The organism is Hoylesella oralis ATCC 33269, assembly GCF_000185145.2.
Taxonomy (GTDB): domain Bacteria; phylum Bacteroidota; class Bacteroidia; order Bacteroidales; family Bacteroidaceae; genus Prevotella; species Prevotella phocaeensis.
In genome coordinates this window covers 161866-183502 of sequence record NZ_GL833116.1, presented here as the reverse complement: position 1 = coordinate 183502, position 21637 = coordinate 161866, and the positions used below count along the sequence as shown (strand labels likewise).

19 protein-coding genes and 2 pseudogenes are annotated in these 21637 nt (G+C 36.0%); 2 read left to right on the top strand and 19 right to left on the bottom strand.

Annotated elements, in window-relative coordinates; genetic code table 11:
- Window positions 1–286: 286 nt before the first annotated feature.
- On the top strand, window positions 287–1510 hold the full coding sequence (locus HMPREF0663_RS00810; RefSeq protein ID WP_004368125.1) for a site-specific integrase: 1224 nt from the start codon (window positions 287–289) through the stop codon (window positions 1508–1510).
- A 169-nt stretch (window positions 1511–1679) separates the two neighbouring features.
- Here HMPREF0663_RS00810 and HMPREF0663_RS00805 read toward each other — a convergent pair whose 3' ends face one another.
- The 9 genes and pseudogenes from HMPREF0663_RS00805 to HMPREF0663_RS00770 form a co-directional block, all read right to left on the bottom strand.
- On the bottom strand, window positions 1680–3146 hold the full coding sequence (locus HMPREF0663_RS00805; RefSeq protein WP_004368073.1) for a TolC family protein: 1467 nt from the start codon (window positions 3144–3146) through the stop codon (window positions 1680–1682).
- Window positions 3143–4456 carry an HlyD family secretion protein gene (locus HMPREF0663_RS00800; protein WP_004368124.1) on the bottom strand — a complete coding sequence of 438 codons (1314 nt, stop codon included), beginning with the start codon at window positions 4454–4456 and terminating at the stop codon, window positions 3143–3145. The genes HMPREF0663_RS00805 and HMPREF0663_RS00800 overlap by 4 nt, the downstream gene beginning before the upstream one ends.
- Before the next feature lie 5 nt (window positions 4457–4461).
- Window positions 4462–6665: pseudogene (locus HMPREF0663_RS00795) on the bottom strand (peptidase domain-containing ABC transporter).
- A gap of 1 nt (window position 6666) precedes the next feature.
- Window positions 6667–7326 (bottom strand): glycosyltransferase family protein, encoded by a 660-nt coding sequence (locus HMPREF0663_RS00790; protein ID WP_004368123.1) that lies wholly within the window; start codon window positions 7324–7326, stop codon window positions 6667–6669.
- Window positions 7313–7969 carry a hypothetical protein gene (locus HMPREF0663_RS00785; protein WP_004368122.1) on the bottom strand — a complete coding sequence of 219 codons (657 nt, stop codon included), beginning with the start codon at window positions 7967–7969 and terminating at the stop codon, window positions 7313–7315. Before HMPREF0663_RS00785 ends, HMPREF0663_RS00790 begins: the two co-directional genes overlap by 14 nt.
- Window positions 7970–8012: 43 nt before the next feature.
- Window positions 8013–10772 carry a TonB-dependent receptor gene (locus tag HMPREF0663_RS00780; RefSeq protein ID WP_016665611.1) on the bottom strand — a complete coding sequence of 920 codons (2760 nt, stop codon included), beginning with the start codon at window positions 10770–10772 and terminating at the stop codon, window positions 8013–8015.
- Between the two features lie 95 nt (window positions 10773–10867).
- Window positions 10868–11164 carry a hypothetical protein gene (locus tag HMPREF0663_RS11880; protein ID WP_016665612.1) on the bottom strand — a complete coding sequence of 99 codons (297 nt, stop codon included), beginning with the start codon at window positions 11162–11164 and terminating at the stop codon, window positions 10868–10870.
- Between the two features lie 18 nt (window positions 11165–11182).
- Window positions 11183–12814 (bottom strand): vitamin K epoxide reductase family protein, encoded by a 1632-nt coding sequence (locus HMPREF0663_RS00775; protein ID WP_004368119.1) that lies wholly within the window; start codon window positions 12812–12814, stop codon window positions 11183–11185.
- A 116-nt stretch (window positions 12815–12930) separates the two neighbouring features.
- Window positions 12931–13677 (bottom strand): DUF3405 domain-containing protein, encoded by a 747-nt coding sequence (locus tag HMPREF0663_RS00770; protein WP_004368118.1) that lies wholly within the window; start codon window positions 13675–13677, stop codon window positions 12931–12933.
- Between the two features lie 108 nt (window positions 13678–13785).
- On the opposite strand from HMPREF0663_RS00770, the gene glf reads away from it, so the two are divergent.
- Complete coding sequence (glf, locus tag HMPREF0663_RS00765; protein WP_004368117.1) at window positions 13786–15021, top strand: UDP-galactopyranose mutase; 1236 nt, start codon at window positions 13786–13788, stop codon at window positions 15019–15021.
- 114 nt (window positions 15022–15135) lie between these two features.
- Here glf and HMPREF0663_RS12160 read toward each other — a convergent pair whose 3' ends face one another.
- The 10 genes and pseudogenes from HMPREF0663_RS12160 to HMPREF0663_RS00720 all read right to left on the bottom strand — a co-directional run bounded on the left by HMPREF0663_RS12160 (window position 15136) and on the right by HMPREF0663_RS00720 (window position 21384).
- Entirely contained in the window at window positions 15136–15339 is a 204-nt protein-coding gene (locus HMPREF0663_RS12160; protein ID WP_016665613.1) for a hypothetical protein, read from the bottom strand.
- Window positions 15263–15565: a glycosyltransferase family 32 protein gene (locus tag HMPREF0663_RS12155; RefSeq protein ID WP_231375195.1), complete on the bottom strand. Its 303-nt coding sequence runs from the start codon at window positions 15563–15565 to the stop codon at window positions 15263–15265. Before HMPREF0663_RS12155 ends, HMPREF0663_RS12160 begins: the two co-directional genes overlap by 77 nt.
- A 298-nt stretch (window positions 15566–15863) precedes the next feature.
- Window positions 15864–16520, bottom strand: coding sequence for a glycosyltransferase family 32 protein (locus tag HMPREF0663_RS00755; protein WP_004368115.1), 657 nt, complete (start codon window positions 16518–16520; stop codon window positions 15864–15866).
- 4 nt (window positions 16521–16524) lie between these two features.
- Window positions 16525–17230 (bottom strand): annotated as a pseudogene (locus HMPREF0663_RS12330) (glycosyltransferase).
- Entirely contained in the window at window positions 17191–17454 is a 264-nt protein-coding gene (locus HMPREF0663_RS12035) for a hypothetical protein (RefSeq protein ID WP_004368113.1), read from the bottom strand. Before HMPREF0663_RS12035 ends, HMPREF0663_RS12330 begins: the two are co-directional and overlap by 40 nt.
- Window positions 17455–17471: 17 nt before the next feature.
- Window positions 17472–17762 carry a hypothetical protein gene (locus HMPREF0663_RS00740; RefSeq protein ID WP_004368112.1) on the bottom strand — a complete coding sequence of 97 codons (291 nt, stop codon included), beginning with the start codon at window positions 17760–17762 and terminating at the stop codon, window positions 17472–17474.
- Entirely contained in the window at window positions 17749–18390 is a 642-nt protein-coding gene (locus tag HMPREF0663_RS00735; RefSeq protein ID WP_231375192.1) for a lanthionine synthetase LanC family protein, read from the bottom strand. Before HMPREF0663_RS00735 ends, HMPREF0663_RS00740 begins: the two co-directional genes overlap by 14 nt.
- A gap of 958 nt (window positions 18391–19348) precedes the next feature.
- Window positions 19349–19567 (bottom strand): hypothetical protein, encoded by a 219-nt coding sequence (locus tag HMPREF0663_RS12145; protein WP_004368109.1) that lies wholly within the window; start codon window positions 19565–19567, stop codon window positions 19349–19351.
- Window positions 19568–19908: 341 nt separating this feature from the next.
- Entirely contained in the window at window positions 19909–20817 is a 909-nt protein-coding gene (locus HMPREF0663_RS12140; protein WP_004368107.1) for a hypothetical protein, read from the bottom strand.
- Entirely contained in the window at window positions 20818–21384 is a 567-nt protein-coding gene (locus tag HMPREF0663_RS00720) for a carboxypeptidase regulatory-like domain-containing protein (RefSeq protein ID WP_004368106.1), read from the bottom strand. It abuts the gene before it with no gap.
- Window positions 21385–21637 lie beyond the last annotated feature (253 nt).

The window sequence follows — 21637 nt, the reverse complement described above, 5'->3', positions numbered from 1 at the left end:
TTCAATGAGTTACGGCGATTATTCGTTTATATGCCTCCCTGTTTGGGAGTACATACAGATACCGCCGAAACGCTCAAAATGCTCCCAACTGGCTACAATATGGCTACAGAAAAAAACAGCATTATAAAATTGTAGCCAGTGATACCATACAGAGTACGTACAGATACTGCATACTTCATTGTTATTCAAAGAATTATGTCGAACTTTGCAACTGTAAAAACAATGCGTAACTCACCCATGAACGGGTCTGAAACACAATTTATTTTTGCACTAAAAACTTGTAAGTATGAAAAGTATTTTCAGAACAAGCTTCTATTTGCGAAGCAATTATTTGAACAAAGAAGGAAAAGCATCAATTATGATGCGTATTCATCTTAATGGAGAGAGAATGGCACTCGGCACAACAGGTGTTAGTGTCGATCCCGAAACATGGGACAGCACGCTGGGCAAAGTATGGGGACGAACCAAGGAGGCTCTGGCAACCAACGCCCAGCTTAGGAGTATTGGTACAGATCTTCAGATGATATTCCAGCGATTGGAATTTTCCGAAGAATTGAGTCTTGAACGTATAAAATCTGAGTATCTAGGCAAGCGCGAGGATATGGAAACTGTGCTCTCACTGTTTACCAAGTACAATAATGATATGTATGCACAAATAGGCTGTGGAGTTACTAAAGCCAACTATCGCAAGTTTGATATTTGCAAACGGCACTTTACCAAATTTCTTGAAGTAAAGTATGCACGTACAGATCTAAACATCATAGAACTGACACCTATCGTAATTCACGATTTCGACGTCTATCTCAAAACTGTGGTTGGACAAAGCTTCAACACAGCCATCAAGACCTTAAAGACATTCAAGACAATCGTCATATTTGGTAGAAAGACTGGAGTTTTCAATCACGACCCATTTTTCAATATCCATTTCAAGACCAAGCGAGTGGATCGTGGCTTCCTTACTGATGAAGAAATTGATGCCATTATGCACAAGGAATTTACTACACAGCGACTGGTCAATGTCCGCGTCATTTTCTTGTTCTCTTGCTTTACGGGACTGGCTTACGTTGATGTGGCGAACCTTACTCCCGCCAACATAATCACCATGGATGGCAAACAATGGATTGTGACAACACGTCAGAAGACCGATACGCCAAGCCATATTCTTCTTCTCGATATTCCTAAAATGATTATCAAGAAGTATGAAGGCAAGACCAAGAATGATAGGCTGATTCCCATCCTCAGCAATCAACGAATGAACTCTTATCTGAAAGAGATTGCAGATGTTTGTGGTATTAACAAGAACCTGACCTTTCACATGGCACGGCATACGTCCGGCACGATGAGTTTGAGTGCCGGCATTCCCATAGAGAGCATTGCCAAGATGATCGGACACGCATCTATCGCCAGCACACAAATCTATGCGCAAGTAACCGACAATAAGATTTCTGAGGATATGGACAGACTGATTAGGAGACTACAAAAAGAAGAAACGAGGGAGGAAGCTATATGAACGTCAATCACCATCAAACAAAAAGAGACCGCAGCTATTTTCTTTTTTATCGCTCAAGGGCAATCCCAACAATTAGTACGTGATATAGTTAAATACGCATTCGAACAAATACTCTCAAAGATTAAATAGGAGGACAGCAATAATTCTAGATCCATCACAATGCTTAGTTCTAATTGTCAAAGTCTACTATGGTTAGACTTGTGTGTTTCACAAAATCGTATAAGGTTAATCGTCTGATATTCATATAGCTTAACCAACTTTCACATAAAGCATTTACATATCTGCGATGTGATTCCTTTATCGTAGTCATTGCATCTTTTAGTTCTTTTACATCAGCTGCCCCTAATTTAAATTTTTCTAGTGTTTCAACATATATGGTTTTAGACAGAGTAAATGCTTTCAATGCTCTATCATAAACATTTTGTTGTACTTGATAATTATTGACAGTTGCAAATATCTCTTGCTCAAGCTCTTGAATTCTTTGTTTCTCTTCAGCTCTAACTGTTTCCAACGCACTCTTTGCTATTTTATATCTCCCATTTCTGATTCCCCAATCTATCAGGGGAATAGTAATTCCTATAGATATGACCTCTTGTTGAAGCAAATTCCGATAAGCTTCTTTGAATTTATCAGAATATTGATTGCTACCAATACTAACATCAATATTGGTATCAAAAAAACGCTCTTTTTTAGTTTTATCAAGATCTTTTGAAGCAGATAAAATATTTTGACTCATTTCCAAATAAGACGGGTTATTCCTCCTACACTCTTCCAATGCTGTTCGATACAGAATAGCTATAGTAGGGCGATTAGTAGGTAATTCTATTTGTATGCTATCGTCATCTTCTATACCAATATAAGATAATAGTTGGAACATCTTTTTTTGATATTCATTTCTATTTTTCAACAGTTCATCTTCCTGTTCCATTTTATTTAGTCTTAGAGCCAGCAAATTAGATTTAGATAATGCATCATGCTTAAATAAGGTTTCTCCTATGATAAGCAATGTATCTGATTTCTCTACTTGATCGAGCGCTAAGTCCAAATTTTCTTTTGCAAGACACAAATCAAAAAAGAGATTTGCTGTAGCATAAGTTGTAGTTTCTATAGCATAGGCATATTTTCGCTTAGCAGTTTCATATTTCAACGGCTCTATCTTCCTGTCCCATTTAAAGCGATTATACCCAAAGAGAGACTGGCTATATCCTATTCGATACGGCACTGTTGAGAACTGATTGTAAGTAGTAGAACCAAAGGTTCTTAAAAAGCCTAATTCAGAAACTGCGTATAGAGTACCGCCTGTAAAATTCACATTCTGAGTTAATTGCAGATTGCCATAGGAATATAATGACCTCTGAGATCGATATTCATCTCTATCAGAATCTGAAATATATCTCTTTATAATATTGCGACTATACTGAAATGGCGTAAGTGTCAAGGTTAATGTAAGCAATCTTTCTGCTTTATAATTACTATATTGCCAACGATACACGTTCAACTCATTTTTAGCCTTCTGAATTGAGACAGACCGTTCTTTAGCAATATTTATAATCGTCTGAAGAGAATATTTATTTTGCGCCACACAAGCTATGCAGATAAAGGATGCCGTAATGACTATATAAATGCTCTTTCTCATATCTTATTCTTAAATATTTTCTCAAGTGGTTGAATAAAATTCTCTATCAATCGCTTATCTTTTATGATGATTTGTGCGTTGCCTAATATCTGTTTTGTTTGTGGCAGATTCTTTCCATAATTGGTCCTTAGATGATTCGGAAATTTGATTTCAACAATATAGTTACCGTCCTTATCGGGAATATCAGAAATATTGGAAACTATCCCTTCAATAAACCCGAACTCTTCATCAGGATAATTATTAAGTCGTGTAATAACCCGCTGATTAATTTGTATTCTCCCGGCTCCGAGTGCAGGAAACTTAGCCTTTCCGATTGATTCGGTAGGTGTTTTAGGCATTACTATCATAATGAGTTCTCCTGCTGTAACATTTTGGTTTTTACTCCAAACACTCATCATATTCACGTAGCCAGCAATTGGAGCTACAATTAGATAGTTTTTTTGCCATAATTTGATAGCATTCCCTAGTTGGTCTGCAGCTCTGTTCAGCTCCAAAATGCTCTTTTCATGTGTTTCTTTATATTGCTGCTCCAAATCTAACATAACTTCTCTATCCTGTAATTTCTGCATTTGAACTTCTTTCTGTGTACGGATATCATTAAGCTGTGTTTGATGACTCTGTAAATAGGTGTAACGGGAATTATCAAATTCTTCACCTGTCTTAATCTTTTTTGCAAACAGAGCAGAATCCCGAAGATATATATTCTTAGAAATATCTGCCTGTTGCGCATGTAAGATATATTCGTGTTTTCTATTTAAATCCAATTCTACCTGCTTAGACAGCTGGTTCTGTTTTAACGCCAATTTCTGAGGATAATAATTAGTTTTGGTATAGAGAATGTAATATTGAAGGGCTTCCATAAAACCAGAATATGGCAACTGCACATCTCCTAATCTCAAAGTATACCCTTTAAGTTTTTTATATAAAAGGGATGAAGATAAATTCTTAGATTGCCATTTTTGGAAGATTTTATTTAACATTAGAACATCTTGCGAATTCGCATTATTTTCTATAATAGCTAAATAGTCTCCCGCCTGTACATTTTGTTTATCGCGAACGAAGAGATTCTCAAGTTTTCCAGTAGCATAGGCATTAAGTTCTACAGGCGTAGATGATGATGTAATGACAACTGGAGCTATGAGCGTATCAGGATATTTAAAGAAATAACTACCCAATAATAGTCCAAAAAGGACAATTGCTATAACAGTAATTCCCCATTGCAAAATCCATGATGGTATTTGTCCCATCATTTCTTGAACTTCTTCACTGCGAAGTTCTATTTTACTATTTTTATCAACAGTATCTTCCATTATCCTTATTTTCCAAGCTCTAATTGATTCTTAACCAAAGTATAGTAAGCCCCATGCTTTATAGTAAGTTCCTCATGAGTTCCCTGTTCAACAATCTTTCCTTTTTCCAAAACGATTATATTATCGGCATTCCTAACAGTGCTGAGACGGTGCGCAACAATAAATACAGTTCTTCCCTTATAAAATTCTTGAAGATTATCCATGATTATCTTCTCATTGTTTGCGTCAAGAGAATTAGTAGCTTCATCGAGGAATATGTACTCTGGATCCTTATACACAGCTCTGGCTATCAAGATTCTTTGTCTTTGTCCTTGGCTAATTCCACTACCTTCCATTCCAATCTTTGTATCATAGGCCATAGGGAGATCATTAATGAAATCCTGAATATTCGCTACCTGTACGGCATGTCTCAATCTTTCTATATTGACTTCGTCTGTACTGATTGCTATATTTTTAGCAATAGTATCAGAGAATATATAACTTTCTTGCATGACAGAACCTGTCTTACTTCTCCATAGGTGGGGATTAATCATCTTTAAAGGGGTGCTTCCGATCCTGATATTGCCTCTATTAGGAGAATAAAAGCCCTGTAGTAATTTGACCAAGGTCGTTTTCCCGCTTCCACTAGAACCTACTATAGCAGTAACCTTATGCTGTGGTATAGTCAAAGTGACATCTTCAAGCGCATAATCCCTGTCCGCTCCACTATAGCTAAAAGTAACATTCTCAAAATAAATATCTCTCACTTCTGGTAAGTAATTAAGCTTCGAAGTTATATTAAATTCTTCATCACGCTTTCTATGAATTTCATTTAAACGTTCCAAACTAATTTTGGCATCTTGATAAGACTGGGCGAAACCGATAAATTCACCAATAGGAGCAGAAACCTGTCCAATAATGTATGTAAGGGACATCATCATACCAAGAGTCATATTTCCATCCACCACTGCCTTTGCAGCGATAAACGATACAATAATGCTCGTACTTTGGGTAAAGAAAACAGAGCCCGTTTGTTGTATCTGTCCGATAGTCAGTCCTTTAACGCCTATTTTAAAAAGTTTGACCTGAATGCGCTCCCATTCCCATCGTTTCTGTTTTTCACAGTTATTAAGCTTAATCTCCTGCATGCCCTGTATCAGTTGGATAATCTTGCTTTGTTCTCCTGCCGATTGATTAAATCTTTTGATGTCCAGTATGCGTCTGTATTTCATGAATGCAAGAATCCAGATCATATATAAAGTATTTCCAAATAGGAAAATTACTAATATCATCCAATTATAATATCCCAGAATAATACTAAAAATGATAAAATTAAAAAAGAAAAAATAATATTAATCGAGGAACCCATCAGAAAAGACTTGATACGTCCATGGTCTCCAATTCTCTGCATAATGTCTCCCGTCATCTTTGTGTCAAAATAATGAAGAGGAAGTGTCATCAGCTTCATGAGAAAATCAGAGATGAGGGCAATATCTATTCTGGAATTGATATGGAGCATAATCCAACTACGGATAAAACCGACAGCAAGCTGGGATATAAACAGCAGCAATTGAGTAATGAGGATCAGCGTAATAAAACTTAAATTACGGTCTCTAATACCAGTATCAACTAAGGCTTGCGTAAGAAATGGAAATATCATTTGTATTCCACTTCCAACCAACATTCCGATGATCAATTGGGCAAACTGACTCTTATATGGAAGGAGATACTTCACAAAGAAAGCAAAATCTCTGCGTGATGATCGCTTTTCGTCATCGATGCTATCAAAGAGCGGACTAGGTTCAAGTAATAAAGCTGTACCTGTATCTGTAGAGTTTTCTTTTTTTGATATCCAGCATCTTAAGAACTCTTCTTTATGATATATCAGCTTTCTTGAAGCCGGATCGGCGATGTATAAGCTCACTTCGCCATTCTTATGGCATTCTATGCGGTAGCAGACGACAAAATGGTTCTGGTTCCAATGTAGTATACAAGGTAAATTGGCTTCTTTGATAAGCTGGTCAAATGAAATCCTGACTCCGATAGTCCTAAAACCAATATATTCTGCGGCATCACTGATACCAAGCATAGAGACACCTTCACGAGTAATAAAGCATCGTTCGCGAAGAGTTTGCAAAGTATAACTTCTCCCATAATATTTGGCAATCATACGCAAACACGAGGGACCGCAGTCCATTGCATCAAGTTGACAGTAATGAGGAAATTTCATCTTAGAGCATTATATCATATTTTTTGACAATATGTTCATAAGTTTTCAGCCTTAAGTCTGCGTCGTCAAAGTATTTACCAATTTGTCCTACTCTTTCATTTCCTTTTGTTATATCAGAATACCCAAACTCCTTTTGTATAGAAATAAAGGGATGAATTACCACTTTGTTAGGAATAATCTTGCCTAAATATTCATCTACCACGTCCTTTTTTGTGAATCTTGTATTCAAAATCTTATCAAAAGCAGATTGATAGATGACCATAAATTGAGTACACCAGTTCCAGTCAATCCAAAAAAGCTCAGACTCTATAGGGACCGCTTTTCCGAACCCTCCAATTCCTCCAAAAAGTATCTGAGTTCCAAACTGTGCACATCTCATTACTTGATCTAAAAACTTATCTCTCTGATAATTCTCTGTAAAAACATGCTCATCTTCACAAATAATAATTACATCATCTTCACCTTTTTGAGCAACTTTTTTTATAATACTTGTAATGCTTTTCCAAAGTCCAATTGCACCAATGGGATGCTTGATAGCTTCCACTATGTGTAATTCAAACTCTGTTTTATCTTTGAACTCGGCTTCTACACTTTTTCTGCGATCTATACGCTCGGGTAGATTGATCACATAAGTTGGAATATAAATATTATTGTATTTCATGGGCTATATTTTGATAAAACAACTTAACCTTATTCAAGATATTCAACGATTTTGATGTGTGACGAAATAATTTATCAACATATCCTTTTTGATTATTCGTTGTCGTTACGTCTGAATAGCCGAATTCTCGTTGCCGTGAAATGAAAGGATACATGACAAATTTATTATCGCTAAATGTTGATAAATAGAAATCCGTAACATATCCTTCATCAAGATTAGACTCTAAAATTTTCTTATAGAACCGTTTATAAATAACCGTAAATTGGAGTCCGTTAAATGCTTTAATCCAAAAAAGGTGCTCAGTACATTGTATCGCATCATGTAACCAGCTCACACCTCCACATAGCAGGTCTGCATTTCTTTCATTAGCTGCTATTATATTTTCTAACAGATATTGATTACTATAATTTTTTGTAAAAACATGATCATCTTCACAAAAAATAAAGAAATCACTTCCTTTCCTATATTCTTCTTCAACTATCTTAATAAACGTCTGCCATAATCCCCAAGCTCCTATTTTATTTTTAATAGCAGGAACGATAGTTAATACAAACTCAGGCTTCATTTTAAATTGATTTAAAATAGAATCTTTTCTTTCTGCCCTCTCTTTGAGATTAGGAACATATACCGGTATTTTATTCATTTCTTATATGAAAGTAGAACGTTATTTGTTATTTTCAAGTACTTTAGCGCTTTTGAGGGTTTACATTGAAGCGCCAAGATAGAGAGAACATCACATATCGGGGAATGCTGTTGTGCCACGTTTCTGTTCGGCCTTGAGCATTCATTACATATTGTGTGTTGGAAAGCTGGTGCAAAATATCAAATCCTTGGAGCTTAGCCAAAAGTTTTCCTTTGATGAAACTACGAGTAAGTTGTGCATTCCATATCCAGTCGGTGGCATTCATTTCATGTTGTTGGTAACCGCGACGAGCAAACATTGTAAGGTCGGTAGTGATTTGGAACTTCCACGGCAAAGTGATTTGACCATTCATGCCAATATTATAATCACCGGCATGTATATTGGTAAATCCATCACGTTTGCTGTGAATGAGATAATAGTTGCCTCCACCATGAAGCGAGAATTCGTAGTTGTCATTGGGACGATAGTTCAGTTTCAACACAGCACCTATCTGCCAGTTATTCACGATACTTCGTTGACTTTCTGTATATCCCTCTACCATTGCCATGTCTACGTTATGATTGTAGTTGAAGGACATTTGGTTGTCAATGGTAACTTTTTCTGATTTATCCAGGGCGCGGGTATATCCTACTCCCATATTGTATTTCCTATTGCCATTGACACTCATAGGTTGAATGGTTGTGACACCTGTTTGTTTATTAAAAGTCAGACCGTAAGCCACAGCGTTGTCTGTCTGGTGATATCCCATCTTAACGTTGAGCTGCATCTGTTTCTTTCCTCTGAATGTTCTGTTGGCATCAATGTCGTAATGATGAATGTCACGCAGCTGTGGATTACCCCGCATGATATTCAGTGGGTTACTATCGTCTCGGTAATCTACCATCGTAGTGAGGTCGGGTAATTCTGAACTCATTTTCGCATTCATCTCCCATGAGTTAGACCTTAATGATATTTTTGGTTCAAAGAAAACGCTCTGATGCGATACGTCATGTTTTCCCCTACGTTGATAATAAAGATTAGCATGGACAAGACGAATGGGCAGATTGATCATTATCTCACAATTTAAGAGTTTACTTTGCAAATTATTATAATATATATTAAACCGATGGCTATTTCGATATTCGGTAAAATGGTAGGTGTTGTTGTTATCAAGTACATCCGCTAACGCATCTATGGCTGATGGCAGCCTGTTAAACAAGTTACTGTCTCTGTCCGAAAGTTTATCAAGACGATAGAGGGGGTTGTCAGTTTTGTTGTAAGAGTATACATAATTATACTCCGGCCGCACGCTGATATTCCTGAATCCCAAATTATAGCTGATGCCAGTTGACAACTTAAAATCCTGATTGAGGCGATCAATATATTGGTTGCGATAGTCACGAGGCTGCGAACTCTGTTCATATTGCAGGTCATTCATGGAGAATGTCTTCTGGGTATTTCGGTTGTAGTTGATGTCAAAATTCCATCTGATCATATCTGCAATGATGTTGATTCCATTTTCATTACGCAAACCAAAATCAAAATTTTTCGATTCCAAACTGTTTGCCGAAAGCATACGGTTAAGCAATGACTTTTCATCGGATGTTTCTGTGTTGCTGTTGCTCAAACCGTGACTGCGGATATATGATAGAGAAAGATCGTTGATACTGTAGAATTCTTTCTTTTGGAGATACAATGAATTTTTTGAATACCAAGCATCAGAACTTCTCAAAGACTGATACCGATTATGCTGGTAGGAGTCGCCACCCTGCAAGAAGGTCTGTGTAGATGATATGGATTGATTGTCGGCATTGGTATGTGTCCAATAATTTTCACTCCCTGCCCATGATTCTTTTCCATCAAGCATACGTCCATAGTTCATGCCGATAGACTTTGTAGCCAACAAACCATCCCCGACATCTTGTGGAGCCCACTCACCGCTGAGAGCTGCTCGTTGGTTATCGTTGAGATTGTTGATGTTTGCAAATACTCCTATACGTTCTTTGTCTGAGAACTTCATGCCAAAATCGCGCGCCATATATCTGTTTTTCGTTCCTGCTCCAGCTTCGATGTTGCCCATATACCCTACGGCGTATTCTTTCTTTAGCTTCACATCCATCACATAACTTTTGTCACCCATGTCATGTCCGGCTGTCATCGAAGCGAAACCAGCCTTATTATATACCTTAATCTTATTGACAGTATAGGCAGGAAGATTCTCCAAAGCCAATTTAGGGTTGCCATTAAAGAACTCTTGTCCATTCACTAAAAGGCTCTGGATATATTTGCCATTGACGAATATCTGTCCGCCTTTTGTCAGCTGCGCTCCCGGCAACTTACTAATCAGTGCATCGAGCATGCTGCCATCGGCAAGGTTGAATGCATCGGCATTATAGACAACCGTATCACCTTGAACCACCATTTTTATTTTAGTTGCTTTCACGATAACTTCGGGCAATTCATGAGAAGCTTTTGCTAAACGTATAGGATTTACTGCCACATAAAATTCTCGCTTACTTCTCAAAGCACAGTTCATGTAGCTATCCTCATAGCCTTCCTTGCTTGCCTTGATAATATAATGCCCCACATCCTTTAAGCTATTAAAATGATACATGCCTATATTTTCTCCAGCCTTTATTGATAGGGTGGTTGTACTATCTATGATAACGCTGTCAGAGGTCATTAAGATAACCTTTGCTCCAGGGATTCCTTCACCGGTCATGTTATCCAATACCCTTCCTTGCGCAGTTTGTGCCTCATTATTGGCCTGTCCTACATAACAGAAAAAAGTCAACATTAGTAAAAGAATTAGTCTACCTTTCATGAGTTTCATTTAAAGATATACAATTATTTTGTATAGAAACTCGATATAATAAACAATACCGAGTTTCTATAATGAAAAGAACAGATTAATATCCGTTAATTTAAATCAGAACAATGCAAAGGCCCACCATAAATACTAACACACTTTCCGTATGACAATGCTCCAGATGGATATTCATGAAAACAACATCTATCTCTAGATTTTAAATTACGGCAGGCATCGATTTTTGGAGTTTTTCCTGTACCACATCCATCTTTTGAAATGTTGTCAGAGCCAAATTCATCCCAGTCACTACCAGATTCCGATCCATAGCCACCAAAAACATGTTTCAGCTCTTCACGCGTCAAGATATCACCGATATCTGACGGCATTTTCAACTTAAGCTTCGTCATAATTGTTAATTTAAAAGATTAATAAAAATATTTTAGATCCTTCACACTATATGTATCAGGTAATCTAAAACCATTGATAAAAATTGTTGGAGTTCCTGTAATCTTCATTTCCTCACAAAAATGAAACATAGCCTTGGCATTGTCGTTGTTCCACTGAGTAGATTGAACTTTCACAGGATGCTTCAGGATAAAATCTTCGATATTTTTCTTTTTGTCAGTATACCATTCTGTAAGAATTGGTTCCATATCAAATCCCTCATGATATAAACTTAAAAATCTATCAATAGGAGTTAGTTTATACTCCTCACTTTCGGGATTGAAGATAAAGATGATTTGCAATTTGATATCACTATTTTCACTCATAAGCCGCTGTAATACAACTTGTGCATCTGCGCAATGTGAGCAGTAAGGATTGCATACTTTAATAATATGTATTTTACCTTCTTTGTTGCCTAGAGTAATCCCATAACCGTCAACGGATATGTTTATTTTCTGTTGTTGTTCCAATAAGGAGTGAAAGACAGAAGGGGTATACTTAAAACTTATAAAAGCTTTTTCATAATAATTACTTGACCTCTTCTTTTGAGAAAAGAGCCAAAGAAAATACACCATAGCAGAAGACAGAAAAAGACAACCAACAATAAATAATAAAGATTGTAATGTTATCGTTCCTATTCGTGAATACGCACCACCTATAAGAGCTGTAAGAAAAAGCAGTACTATAATTGCTTGCGTGGCTAAACACAAAGGACACCACTGATTTACTTTTGTCTTTTGATAATAAATGGAATATACTACATAGGGAAATACCAATAAGTGAAAGAATGCGATTGTTGTGAAGACTGATGTACTGAAATCGGAAATTAACAAAGACATTAGCATTCCCAAAAAGTAAGCAGAACCAGTTACACTCCATGGAATCCCCCATAGTTTAGCTCCTCTTGAAAACAATACGGCAGAGCAATTTAGCTTTGCACTTTGCCCGCAAAAATGAGATATGATAGGGTTATATGCATTGTATTCATGCGCTAATAATAATCCTCCGATTAAACATCCTATAAGCAACAATACAGCATAAATGTATTCTTCCCAAATTGTCTGGGCTATTATCAAATGTACTATAATAGTGGCCATTAGATAAAGGGGCAAAAAGAAAATTAGAATTCCTTCAATTGTATGTTGCATTATTTCTGTAGTACGGGATCGTTTAAAGTTTATTTCTTCTACATAATCACTTGGTTCAAATACAAGAATATAACCTGTGAATAATTTAGAAAAATCGTCCAAAGAAATCTGTTCTCTTCTTTGCTTCTGAGAATTATACCAATCTACTTTGTTATCTTCTATTTTATAAACAAAAGCAAATATTTCCTGTTCAGAACTGGCTGATTTGATTTGTGCTATAAAACTACGTTTCAATACTTGAAGTTTGTTAAAATCATTGCATTTCATGGCAGTAGAAGAAACCCCATATTCAGCCAGAATATCATATACAGCAAGAAAGCTCGATGAATCTGAATGCTTTTTGAGTTTGGCCATGACTTCTATCTCAGAAACGTTTAATCCAAGATGTCTCATAACCAAACAGACCATCTCCTCTACATTCGTTTTAGGATGTATCAATCGGTCTATATCTTTTATAATTTTCATAAATGTCTAAGAATTAAGCTTATAAAAAGCATTTAATGGTATTTTGCTTGAAGAATGCTATGATTAGACAGGATAAAATTCTTTTTTAAGAGGGTGAAACAATTTATTTTTTGTTCCTAAAGCTCTGATTTCTTCTTCAAAAAAAGTCTGGCCCCCATCTCATTGTTCCATTGTGAACACCCCCTGCCTTGAACATAGAATCGGTTTCTAAATCCTTCTTGTACAAACTTCCCTGTACCACCGAAATCAATTAACTTAAATCCATGATGATACAAAGGGGTTGCCATAATTAATTCGTAAAAGCCGCCATTATTATCTTTTTGCAGATATTCATCAAGAAAGCGAAGGGCTCGGGCTGAAATTCTATATATAGGATTAAATGATTTGACGAGTTTTTCTTTCTCTACTTTATCTTCCTCAGAAAAAGAAATTACATTCCACCAATCCCATCGTGAATTAACTCCATCTTCATATATCTCTATGTGGGAACTAAGCAGATCTGCATCGCTGTTTTTAAAAGCACTAAATAAGACATTCCAATTTCCTGTAAAAATCACATCGTATTCTATTTCCCAATAGTATTCATATTCAGGATGTTGATGAAAGAAATACTCCATTATAAAATGTTCACTTCCATAAAGTCGCTCAGAGATCGGAGAATAATTAAGTTTATTTAGTTGATTTAAATTAAATGTAAATACATTTATATTCCGATCTAATAAGGACTGATAATCAATTCCGCTATCAGTGTGGAGCACCCAATACAAGTCATATTCTTTAGTTAGTTCTCTCCGTAATTTCTCATATTTAAGAATTACTGAGTCTTCGATAAAATGTGCCAAAAATAATACCGCTACTTTCATGTGAAGGAGTTTAAGATTGCTAATTACAAATATAGATATTTATTTTTATATCAGCAACTTTTTAGAGTATCTTTTATAAATTCCCTAAAAATAGCGTAATAAAAAGACATGTATACAAAAGTTTTATGTATCTTTAGCAAGTCTTTAACAATACAATACACTAATGATAAAGAGATTAATAAGTTCTTTATATTAACGAGAAGACTTGTCAGAATATGTTGTAAACACAATAATTTATTTTCACGATATAGATATGATATTATTATTGTAGGAAGTGGCTTATATGGTGCGATATTGGTATATCGAGCCAAACAGAATGGATTAAGATGCTTAGTTTTAGAACGGAGGAAAAAAGTTGGAGGGAATGTAAGAGATGAATGGATAGATGGTATCAATGTACACCAATATGGTGCCCATATATTTCATACAGAAGATGAGCAAATATGGAATTTCATCTCACAATTCTCAGATTTTATCCCTTATTTTCATACTGTCATGGCACGGTATAAAGAGAAGTTATACCACCTTCCTTTCAGTATGTACACTTTTTATGATATTTATGGCATAACCAAACCTTACGAATTAGAACAGATATTGGTAGAAGAACATCAAAAGGAATGGTATGAACACCCTGATAGTTTAGAAGAAATGGCCATCAACATCGTGGGGAGGACTATTTATGAAATACTTATAAAAGGTTATACAGAAAAACAATGGGGAGTATCAGCGAGAGAGCTGTCTGCAGATTTAATTAATAGACTACCCATAAGATCTACATTTGACAACAGATATTTTAATGACAGATATCAAGGAATCCCTTCTAATGGCTATTCGAAAATCATAAAAAAATTGCTCAAAGGAATCGAAGTTAAGACAAATACAGATTTTTGTTTAACACGCAACTATTGGATTCAGCAATCTAAAAAAATTGTTTATACAGGAATGATAGATGAATTATTTGGATATTCTGATGGCACATTGGGATATCGCAGTTTAGATTTTGCGTCATCAGAACTAGATACTCCAAATTTTCAAGGTTTAGCCGTTATCAATGAAACTGATTACAATGTACCTTTTACACGGATCATTGAACATAAACATTTTATGCCGCTTTCAAATATCCCACAAATAATTATTACTAAAGAATATCCGAAAGTATGGAAACCTGGCGAAGAAGCATATTATCCTATTGATACGAGAGAAAATAACGCTAAGTACAAGAAGTATATTGAGAAAGCAAAAGAACAATATCCAACCATCTTTTTTGGAGGAAGATTAGGATGCTATAAATACTATGATATGGATGATGCGATTAGAGCTGCACTAAATTACAAATTCTTATAAGAAGTCAGGATATATAAATATTGCCAAAACTTTCTTCAAATTAGGATAAAACATAATAATTCATCGGACAGCTCTGCCCCATGTATTAAAAATAATGTACTGCATAGGCTTCATCTAAGCAATGCTCAAGATCATCACTTCTCTCTCCATCAAAAAATCTTTTAAGTTGGTATCGATCAAATGGGGAAACATATTTACCGGAATTAAATAAATTTTACTTTGCTCTTCTCTATCCAATTCTTCATATAGAGAAACCAGCTTGCTCGGACCAGCAGTATTCATGATGCATGATCCATGGTCTTTTGTCTCTCCAATCATATTCTAATGTTTTCTCTATAAAAACAGAAGATATGATTTTCTTCATGAAGAAATGTTCAGGTACACTCAGCATCATGGCATTATTAAAAAACAGTTCACCTCGTCTTGGAGAATGAATTTCTGGTTCCAATGAAAAACAACATTCCTTGTCTTTTATAAGTTCGGTCATCGGCTCTATACTTTCATAATCAAAATCAACATACATGCCTCCTAATTTGTCTAAAATAAGATATCTAATTGAATCCCAGCGTTGTATGTTATAATGAAAACGTCTATAAATGTCCTAATACTGTGGATAATTCTTTTTGATAAAATTTATCATCATCTCATTATCCCACTGGATATAATCCCAATCAGGATAATCTTTTTCCAAGTATTCCCCAGTGTTTTGAAATGCTCTGGCAAAGGCCTGTTAATGTCAGACCATATCTGATGAATTATTTTAGGTATAGTTTCCATATTTTAATGATTATCAAATCTCCAGTTTACAAAAAATAGTGTACAGCATAAGCTTCATCAAGACATTATTCTAACTCATCATTTACTTCTCCTCTTCTTACTCGAAAGGTTTGAGGAACATCAAAAGGAGTAACGTATTTTGCTGGAATCAGATAAATATCATGTTGTTCTTCATCTGTTAAATCATAATACAAATCTATTAGTTTCCAGGGGCCAGTTGTATTCAAAACACATAGATCTTTACTTTCCCATTTTTCTCTTAATGTGTCTTCAGTAAAAATATTGTCTATAATTTTTTTCATAAATGGATGTCTCGGAGAACTTAACATAAGGGCATTGTTGAGGACTTGTTCAACGTCTTTTTTAAATACGAGACGATGAGAATCTGGCTCCAATGCGAAACAACAGATCTTGTCACCTATGAGTTCGTCTATCGGCTTTAAACTTTCATAATCAAAGTCCACGTACATACCCCCTATTTGATATAAAATTAAATATCTGATGGCATCCCTACGCTGTACATTATATGGAAACTCATTATAAATATTCCAATATTCAGGATAACATTCTTTAATGAAAGTGTTCATCATATCATTATTCCATTGAATATACTCCCAATCAGGATAACTCTTCCTCCAAGTTTCTCCAAGTGTTTTGAAATGCTCCGGCAAAGGCCTGTCAATGTCAGACCATATTTGGTGAATAACTTTTGGTATTCTCATATGCTTATATTGTTTTATACAGTTCTATCATTTTTTCAGAAAAAAATCTCTCTTCAAAACGATTTAAAAAAGTAGTTCTACCATTCTGTGCTATCATTTCAGCATATTCTTTGTCTTCTAAAAATCTACAGATTTTTTCAGACAAATCTTTTGTAGAAAGGAATCGTTTGTTTTTTTTGTTCTTCACATGACTTTTTAATCCAGAAAACTCATTCTCTACAATTTCATCAAGGCCGCCGACATCACTGACAATAATAGGTAGCTTGTTCATCATCATCTCAATGGCCACAAGCCCGAATTCCTCATGTAAAGAACAGGCGATACCAACATCTGCCATCGTATAGAAATCTTGTACCTGTTTTTTCAAGTCTTCCAGTGAAAGTTATCTTACTCCAATCATTTGCTGAACAAGACAGCCATTGGTTAAAATTTCCATCGCCCACTAGAACTAATCTAGAGTTTGGATATCTGGCCAGAACATACTTAAAAGCCTTGATAAGATAACCGATTCCTTTCACCTCATCTAAGCGTCCAACAAATAATATTAGATTCTCATCTATGCCTATTTTATATTTTTTTCTTAATTGTTCTTTTTCATAAATCGATGTCTTATGATATATATCCGATAATGCATTATATAGGACAAGACTTTTCGCATCGTCTATTTGGGTTATTTTTTTAAGGTATCTAATGTTTGTTTTGCCACACACACAAATTGATCTGCTTTCTTGATCATTTTAACATCAGATGTTAGATCTTTTATTAGGTTTCTTTCTTCCATAGTACGCTGTCTGGTCGGTTTATTATAAATTTGTAGCAATTCTCTTTCGTTTCCCATAAGACAAAAGCTCCAATTTGTATAGTGGGCTACCAAGACAACCTTAGATTTCGGGAAATTGTATTTTAATGAATCGACAAGAATTGGATCTGTCATAAAATTCAAATGAAATATCAATTTACCTCATTTTCATCCTTGATATATTCTTTAAGTAAATATCCTATATTCCTTGAGAAATATTGCTTCCTTTTATCATTTGTATTCCTTATGGAAGGTATGTTTATTTGAGTATAATCTTTCTCGTGGATTTTCTTGACACCAAAACCTGATCCATAAAGATTTACTAAAGCGAATTCTATTTTGCTTTTTTTTAGGATTTTGCATAGAAGCGCCAGATATGTTCCCACTCCATATACTGCTGCTCTAGATTCTTGGCTAAATATATACACTTTAAATGTATCCATTTTCTCTCTTTTTAAGAATTTGTCTCAAATTATATCCTGCAACGCCATTTAGTGACAATGGGCTGGATGGAATAATATGCCTAATTTGCTTCACGGGAGTAAGAAAATGGAGTAAATCTTTTTCAATTTGTGTAACATCTTCATACTTACCATTTTTGTAATTATTATAGATATCTATACAGTCATTATCTTGATTCTTTAATAGAGCAGACAGCAACTTTTCTATATAATCCTTAGTTATTTTAGTCTTAGAGGATTGACTGCAATATCTACTCATTGCATAATATCCAAAGCCTGCTAATCCTCGTTCAAGAGAATAATCTTTGATTCTTTCTGTGTCAATTTCCATAATTTTCTCATCAAGTTCATCTAAGACGCCATTATCTACTTCTACAAAGTTATGAATTGTGAGATATGAAATTCCCCATGCAATTCCACATAAACCATTCGCAAAATCTATGAGGGAATTGTTGGAAATTTCTGAATATAATTCATTTATTAGCTCATCAGCAAATCTATGATATCTTTTACAGCCTGTAAAAGTAGCATAATGGTAAAAGAAAATACAAATTCCCGTCTTCCCGTTTAGTAATCCTAAATTATTTAGGAAACTACTGTAGAGTATCAAATAACTAATGTCAGTGTTAATATCTATTTTTTGTTTGTTCTCATGATGCAAAATGGATATTTAACTTTTAAAACGTGATGCTATAAAATCTGAAGCATACCAGTTATGCGGAAAGTGTGCATACATAAAAATCTTCCTCTCTTGATATTTTTTCTTTGGTACCATAGCTTTACAAAATTTAGATTGATAGTTTATGCAAAAAAAAAATTTTTATTGAAAGTAGATTGCATTATATCATATAATTATTATTTATTAACACACTGGCGGATAGGGCAGTGGTGGAATAAGCCGGCAGACTGAAAGTCTTAAAGTCATGGTATGGCATAATAAGAGATTGTAGGCTTAATGGTCAAATCGCATCAATCTATTGTAATATAACGGTTTATGCAAAATGTTAATAAAATAAGATTTCAGGGGAACAGAGTGCTTTTTTGCCCTATTTCCAGGAGTACGTTTGACCATTAAGCCCAAAATCCTTAGGTTTAGGAAGTAGCTATGCACTTCTGAAGAGTAGTTATGTCTATATAAGAACTTACCCAAGGATACGTTAATATTCGTAAACCTGGGTAATATTTTATAGATATTGTTTGGAGGGGATTTAGAATTCATCCCCTTAAAGTTTGGCACTCGTTTTAGAAGTCTATTCTGTAAAGTAGATTTAACACCGTTGTTTTCAGCCTTCTTGGCTCAATAGCACCTGTGTGTAAGTTATAGGCATGCCCTGAATACTCTCTATAGTTTGTAGCATTCAATCCTTTGAGGGCAAATTCGTGCGAGGTATTTTTGCAATTGATGCGATAGCTGATGCTATAATGTAACAAGAATATGGGTGAAAATTCGTTTTCAAAAGCCCTTCTTTCGTCGTAAATGGTTTCTTTATCGGGATGTGCCAACGTTACAGGTATATTGACAGGCGAGTAACGGTCGCCCCCTTGTACGCTGGTTCTGATATTTATGCCTAGAGTACATTGCGTTTACTACGCCCCATCATCCACTCTTTACCGATAAGTCCGTTTAGAATATAGTGCCGGTTAAAACGTGTATTATACCATTTGCCATCACCGCCTTTATACTTAGAGTCGAATACAGATGCCGTTACCATATAGTAAAGTCCGTGTGACATATACTTCTCCAGTGTTACATCTACGCCATAATTATACTCTTTTCCCTTACTCACCAATTGGTCTTCGATGTGGTAAGAACGTCGATTGATGAGTGAGTAGGAACTATCGGCTATAACAGGAATGTTGGTAAGGTATTGATAATAGGGCTCAATTTTTATGGCGATATTGTCGGAAAGCCGATAATGATAAGATAAAGTACGCTTTGCGAGCGGGTAAAATCAAGGCCTTTATTAACTGCAGTCTGTCCTGTCGTTGCATTTTTCACAAAGTATACATCCAGCTTTTCCATTCGGCTATACAGGCCGTAAGCAAATCCCAGTGAGCTATTATCCGTTATTTGCCATTTCAAAGCGATGCGCGGCTCTATTGTCCAGTGGTTGTTGAGGGTAAGTAGTTAACCGTTAATACCTACTGTGGCAGACAGCTTATTACTGAGATTGAATAGCGAGCTATTGTAAACTGCCCCCAATACCGTATTACCTTTACCTCCTGAAAGGCGTTGAAGTGGTTGTTGATAATATGGTGCCATATCAAAACGCATGTCATAGTGCATATTGGTGACGGTGATACCTGTTTTGTTGGTATGTCGTGAGCTGTATTTCTTATTGAAAAACGAGTTGAGCACCATATTGGTGTAACGTACCATGAAGTCAACATTTGGTTTTGCATTCATCGAAACATCGTATACGTTTTCCCAAGCATCGGTTTGCGAGAAAGTAAGGGCAAGCGTTGTTTTCAGCATTCCGCCGTTATTCCACAAGTAACGGTGTGACAGTCCGGCCGCAGCCGATGTTTGTTTGGCCTGTGAATCTTTTGCATCGTCGGTATATTCCCACTCTGACGGTTTCCGCATTTCGGGTTTTACCTTATCGATAAGTGCGGTAGTCCAGAAAGAAAACGTGCCTGCATGAGCGGTCGGAAAGTTGAGTTTGAAATTCAGGTCTTGATAATCCAGTGATTGTGCCATATCTTTATTTCTGTTCAGCTTATTTAGCAGACCCAGTGTAGAATAGCGATAGTTGAAGATATAAGATGCTTTTCCGCGTTTGCCTATCGGTCCTTCTGAAGCGGCATCAATACCGAGAACACCCAGCTGAAACGTATGTTGAAACCGTTGATTGTTTCCATGGCGCAGTCGCATGTCGAAGATGCCCGAAATTGCATTATTATATTCAGCAGGAAAAGCTGATGTATAAAAGTCAGAATTTCCTAAGACATTGCAACTTAGAGAGGTAAGAATACCTCCTCCGAACGACCCCATGTCGGCAAAGTGATTGGGGTTAGGTATCTCTACATCTTCCAATCACCATTGCAAAAAGCCCGGTGAATTGCCATGAATAGAGATGCCATGATTCGATATACCCGAAGCTACTTCTGCGAAAGCACTGACAAGACGGGCGGGATCGTCCATACCACCAGCAAAGCGGCTAGCCTCTTCGGCACTGAGCATACGTGCACCCGTCAGTGTCATCTTGTTTAATGGTCGGCTTTTATCTATCCGTGCCCGCACCACCACTTCTCCAAGGGAACTCAGACGTTCCTTCAGATGTACCTCCAAATTTACTTCTTTAGCAGAGGTGAGTATTATGTCTTTCACGATTTCTGTTTCGTAGCCCATGAAAGACACCTGTAAATCATATCGTCCCACAGGAATATCGGGTAGCACAAACTGTCCTTCGGTATTAGTAACGGTTGTTTGGCTTTCTGTGTTAATAATCTTTACACTTGCCGATGACAGCGGTGCAGCTGATGCCACATCGATTACCAAGCCACGTATAGTTTGTGTGGGAATTGCCTCTTGGGCACACAAGATCGTCGTGTTTAGGTATCCAAACACTGTAAAACAGATTGTAAGAAAATGTTTTGTCATAAGCTTTTAATATAAATTTATATTACTGAAAATACGATTTTTGTGCAACTTTCCCAGCTATTGGCAGACGTATATAGGAATGGTAAAGTTGAGCAAAGGAAACCTCGAAAAATCGTTTGTTTATAAAGGATACAGCACGCTTCGCGCGCGTATACGAAAGTGTAAATATAGTTTTAGATGCTAGGTGTAAGTGTGTGTTGGCAAATTATTTGAACCTGCCAAAGATAAAGCGTTAAAAGTTACAGAAAAACAG

Bases quoted from the DNA above. Each gene is read 5' to 3' on its own strand.
- HMPREF0663_RS00755 (WP_004368115.1), bottom strand. From the start codon at position 16,520: ATGAGAATACCAAAAGTTATTCACCAAATATGGTCTGACATTGACAGG.
- glf (WP_004368117.1), top strand. From the start codon at position 13,786: ATGTATACAAAAGTTTTATGTATCTTTAGCAAGTCTTTAACAATACAA.
- HMPREF0663_RS00800 (WP_004368124.1), bottom strand. From the start codon at position 4,456: ATGGAAGATACTGTTGATAAAAATAGTAAAATAGAACTTCGCAGTGAA.
- HMPREF0663_RS00770 (WP_004368118.1), bottom strand. From the start codon at position 13,677: ATGAAAGTAGCGGTATTATTTTTGGCACATTTTATCGAAGACTCAGTA.
- HMPREF0663_RS12035 (WP_004368113.1), bottom strand. From the start codon at position 17,454: ATGACAGATCCAATTCTTGTCGATTCATTAAAATACAATTTCCCGAAA.
- HMPREF0663_RS00775 (WP_004368119.1), bottom strand. From the start codon at position 12,814: ATGAAAATTATAAAAGATATAGACCGATTGATACATCCTAAAACGAAT.
- HMPREF0663_RS00720 (WP_004368106.1), bottom strand. From the start codon at position 21,384: ATGACAAAACATTTTCTTACAATCTGTTTTACAGTGTTTGGATACCTA.
- HMPREF0663_RS00780 (WP_016665611.1), bottom strand. From the start codon at position 10,772: ATGAAAGGTAGACTAATTCTTTTACTAATGTTGACTTTTTTCTGTTAT.
- HMPREF0663_RS12160 (WP_016665613.1), bottom strand. From the start codon at position 15,339: ATGATTGGAGAGACAAAAGACCATGGATCATGCATCATGAATACTGCT.
- HMPREF0663_RS00740 (WP_004368112.1), bottom strand. From the start codon at position 17,762: ATGGATACATTTAAAGTGTATATATTTAGCCAAGAATCTAGAGCAGCA.
- HMPREF0663_RS00790 (WP_004368123.1), bottom strand. From the start codon at position 7,326: ATGAAATACAATAATATTTATATTCCAACTTATGTGATCAATCTACCC.
- HMPREF0663_RS00805 (WP_004368073.1), bottom strand. From the start codon at position 3,146: ATGAGAAAGAGCATTTATATAGTCATTACGGCATCCTTTATCTGCATA.
- HMPREF0663_RS00810 (WP_004368125.1), top strand. From the start codon at position 287: ATGAAAAGTATTTTCAGAACAAGCTTCTATTTGCGAAGCAATTATTTG.
- HMPREF0663_RS00785 (WP_004368122.1), bottom strand. From the start codon at position 7,969: ATGAATAAAATACCGGTATATGTTCCTAATCTCAAAGAGAGGGCAGAA.
- HMPREF0663_RS11880 (WP_016665612.1), bottom strand. From the start codon at position 11,164: ATGACGAAGCTTAAGTTGAAAATGCCGTCAGATATCGGTGATATCTTG.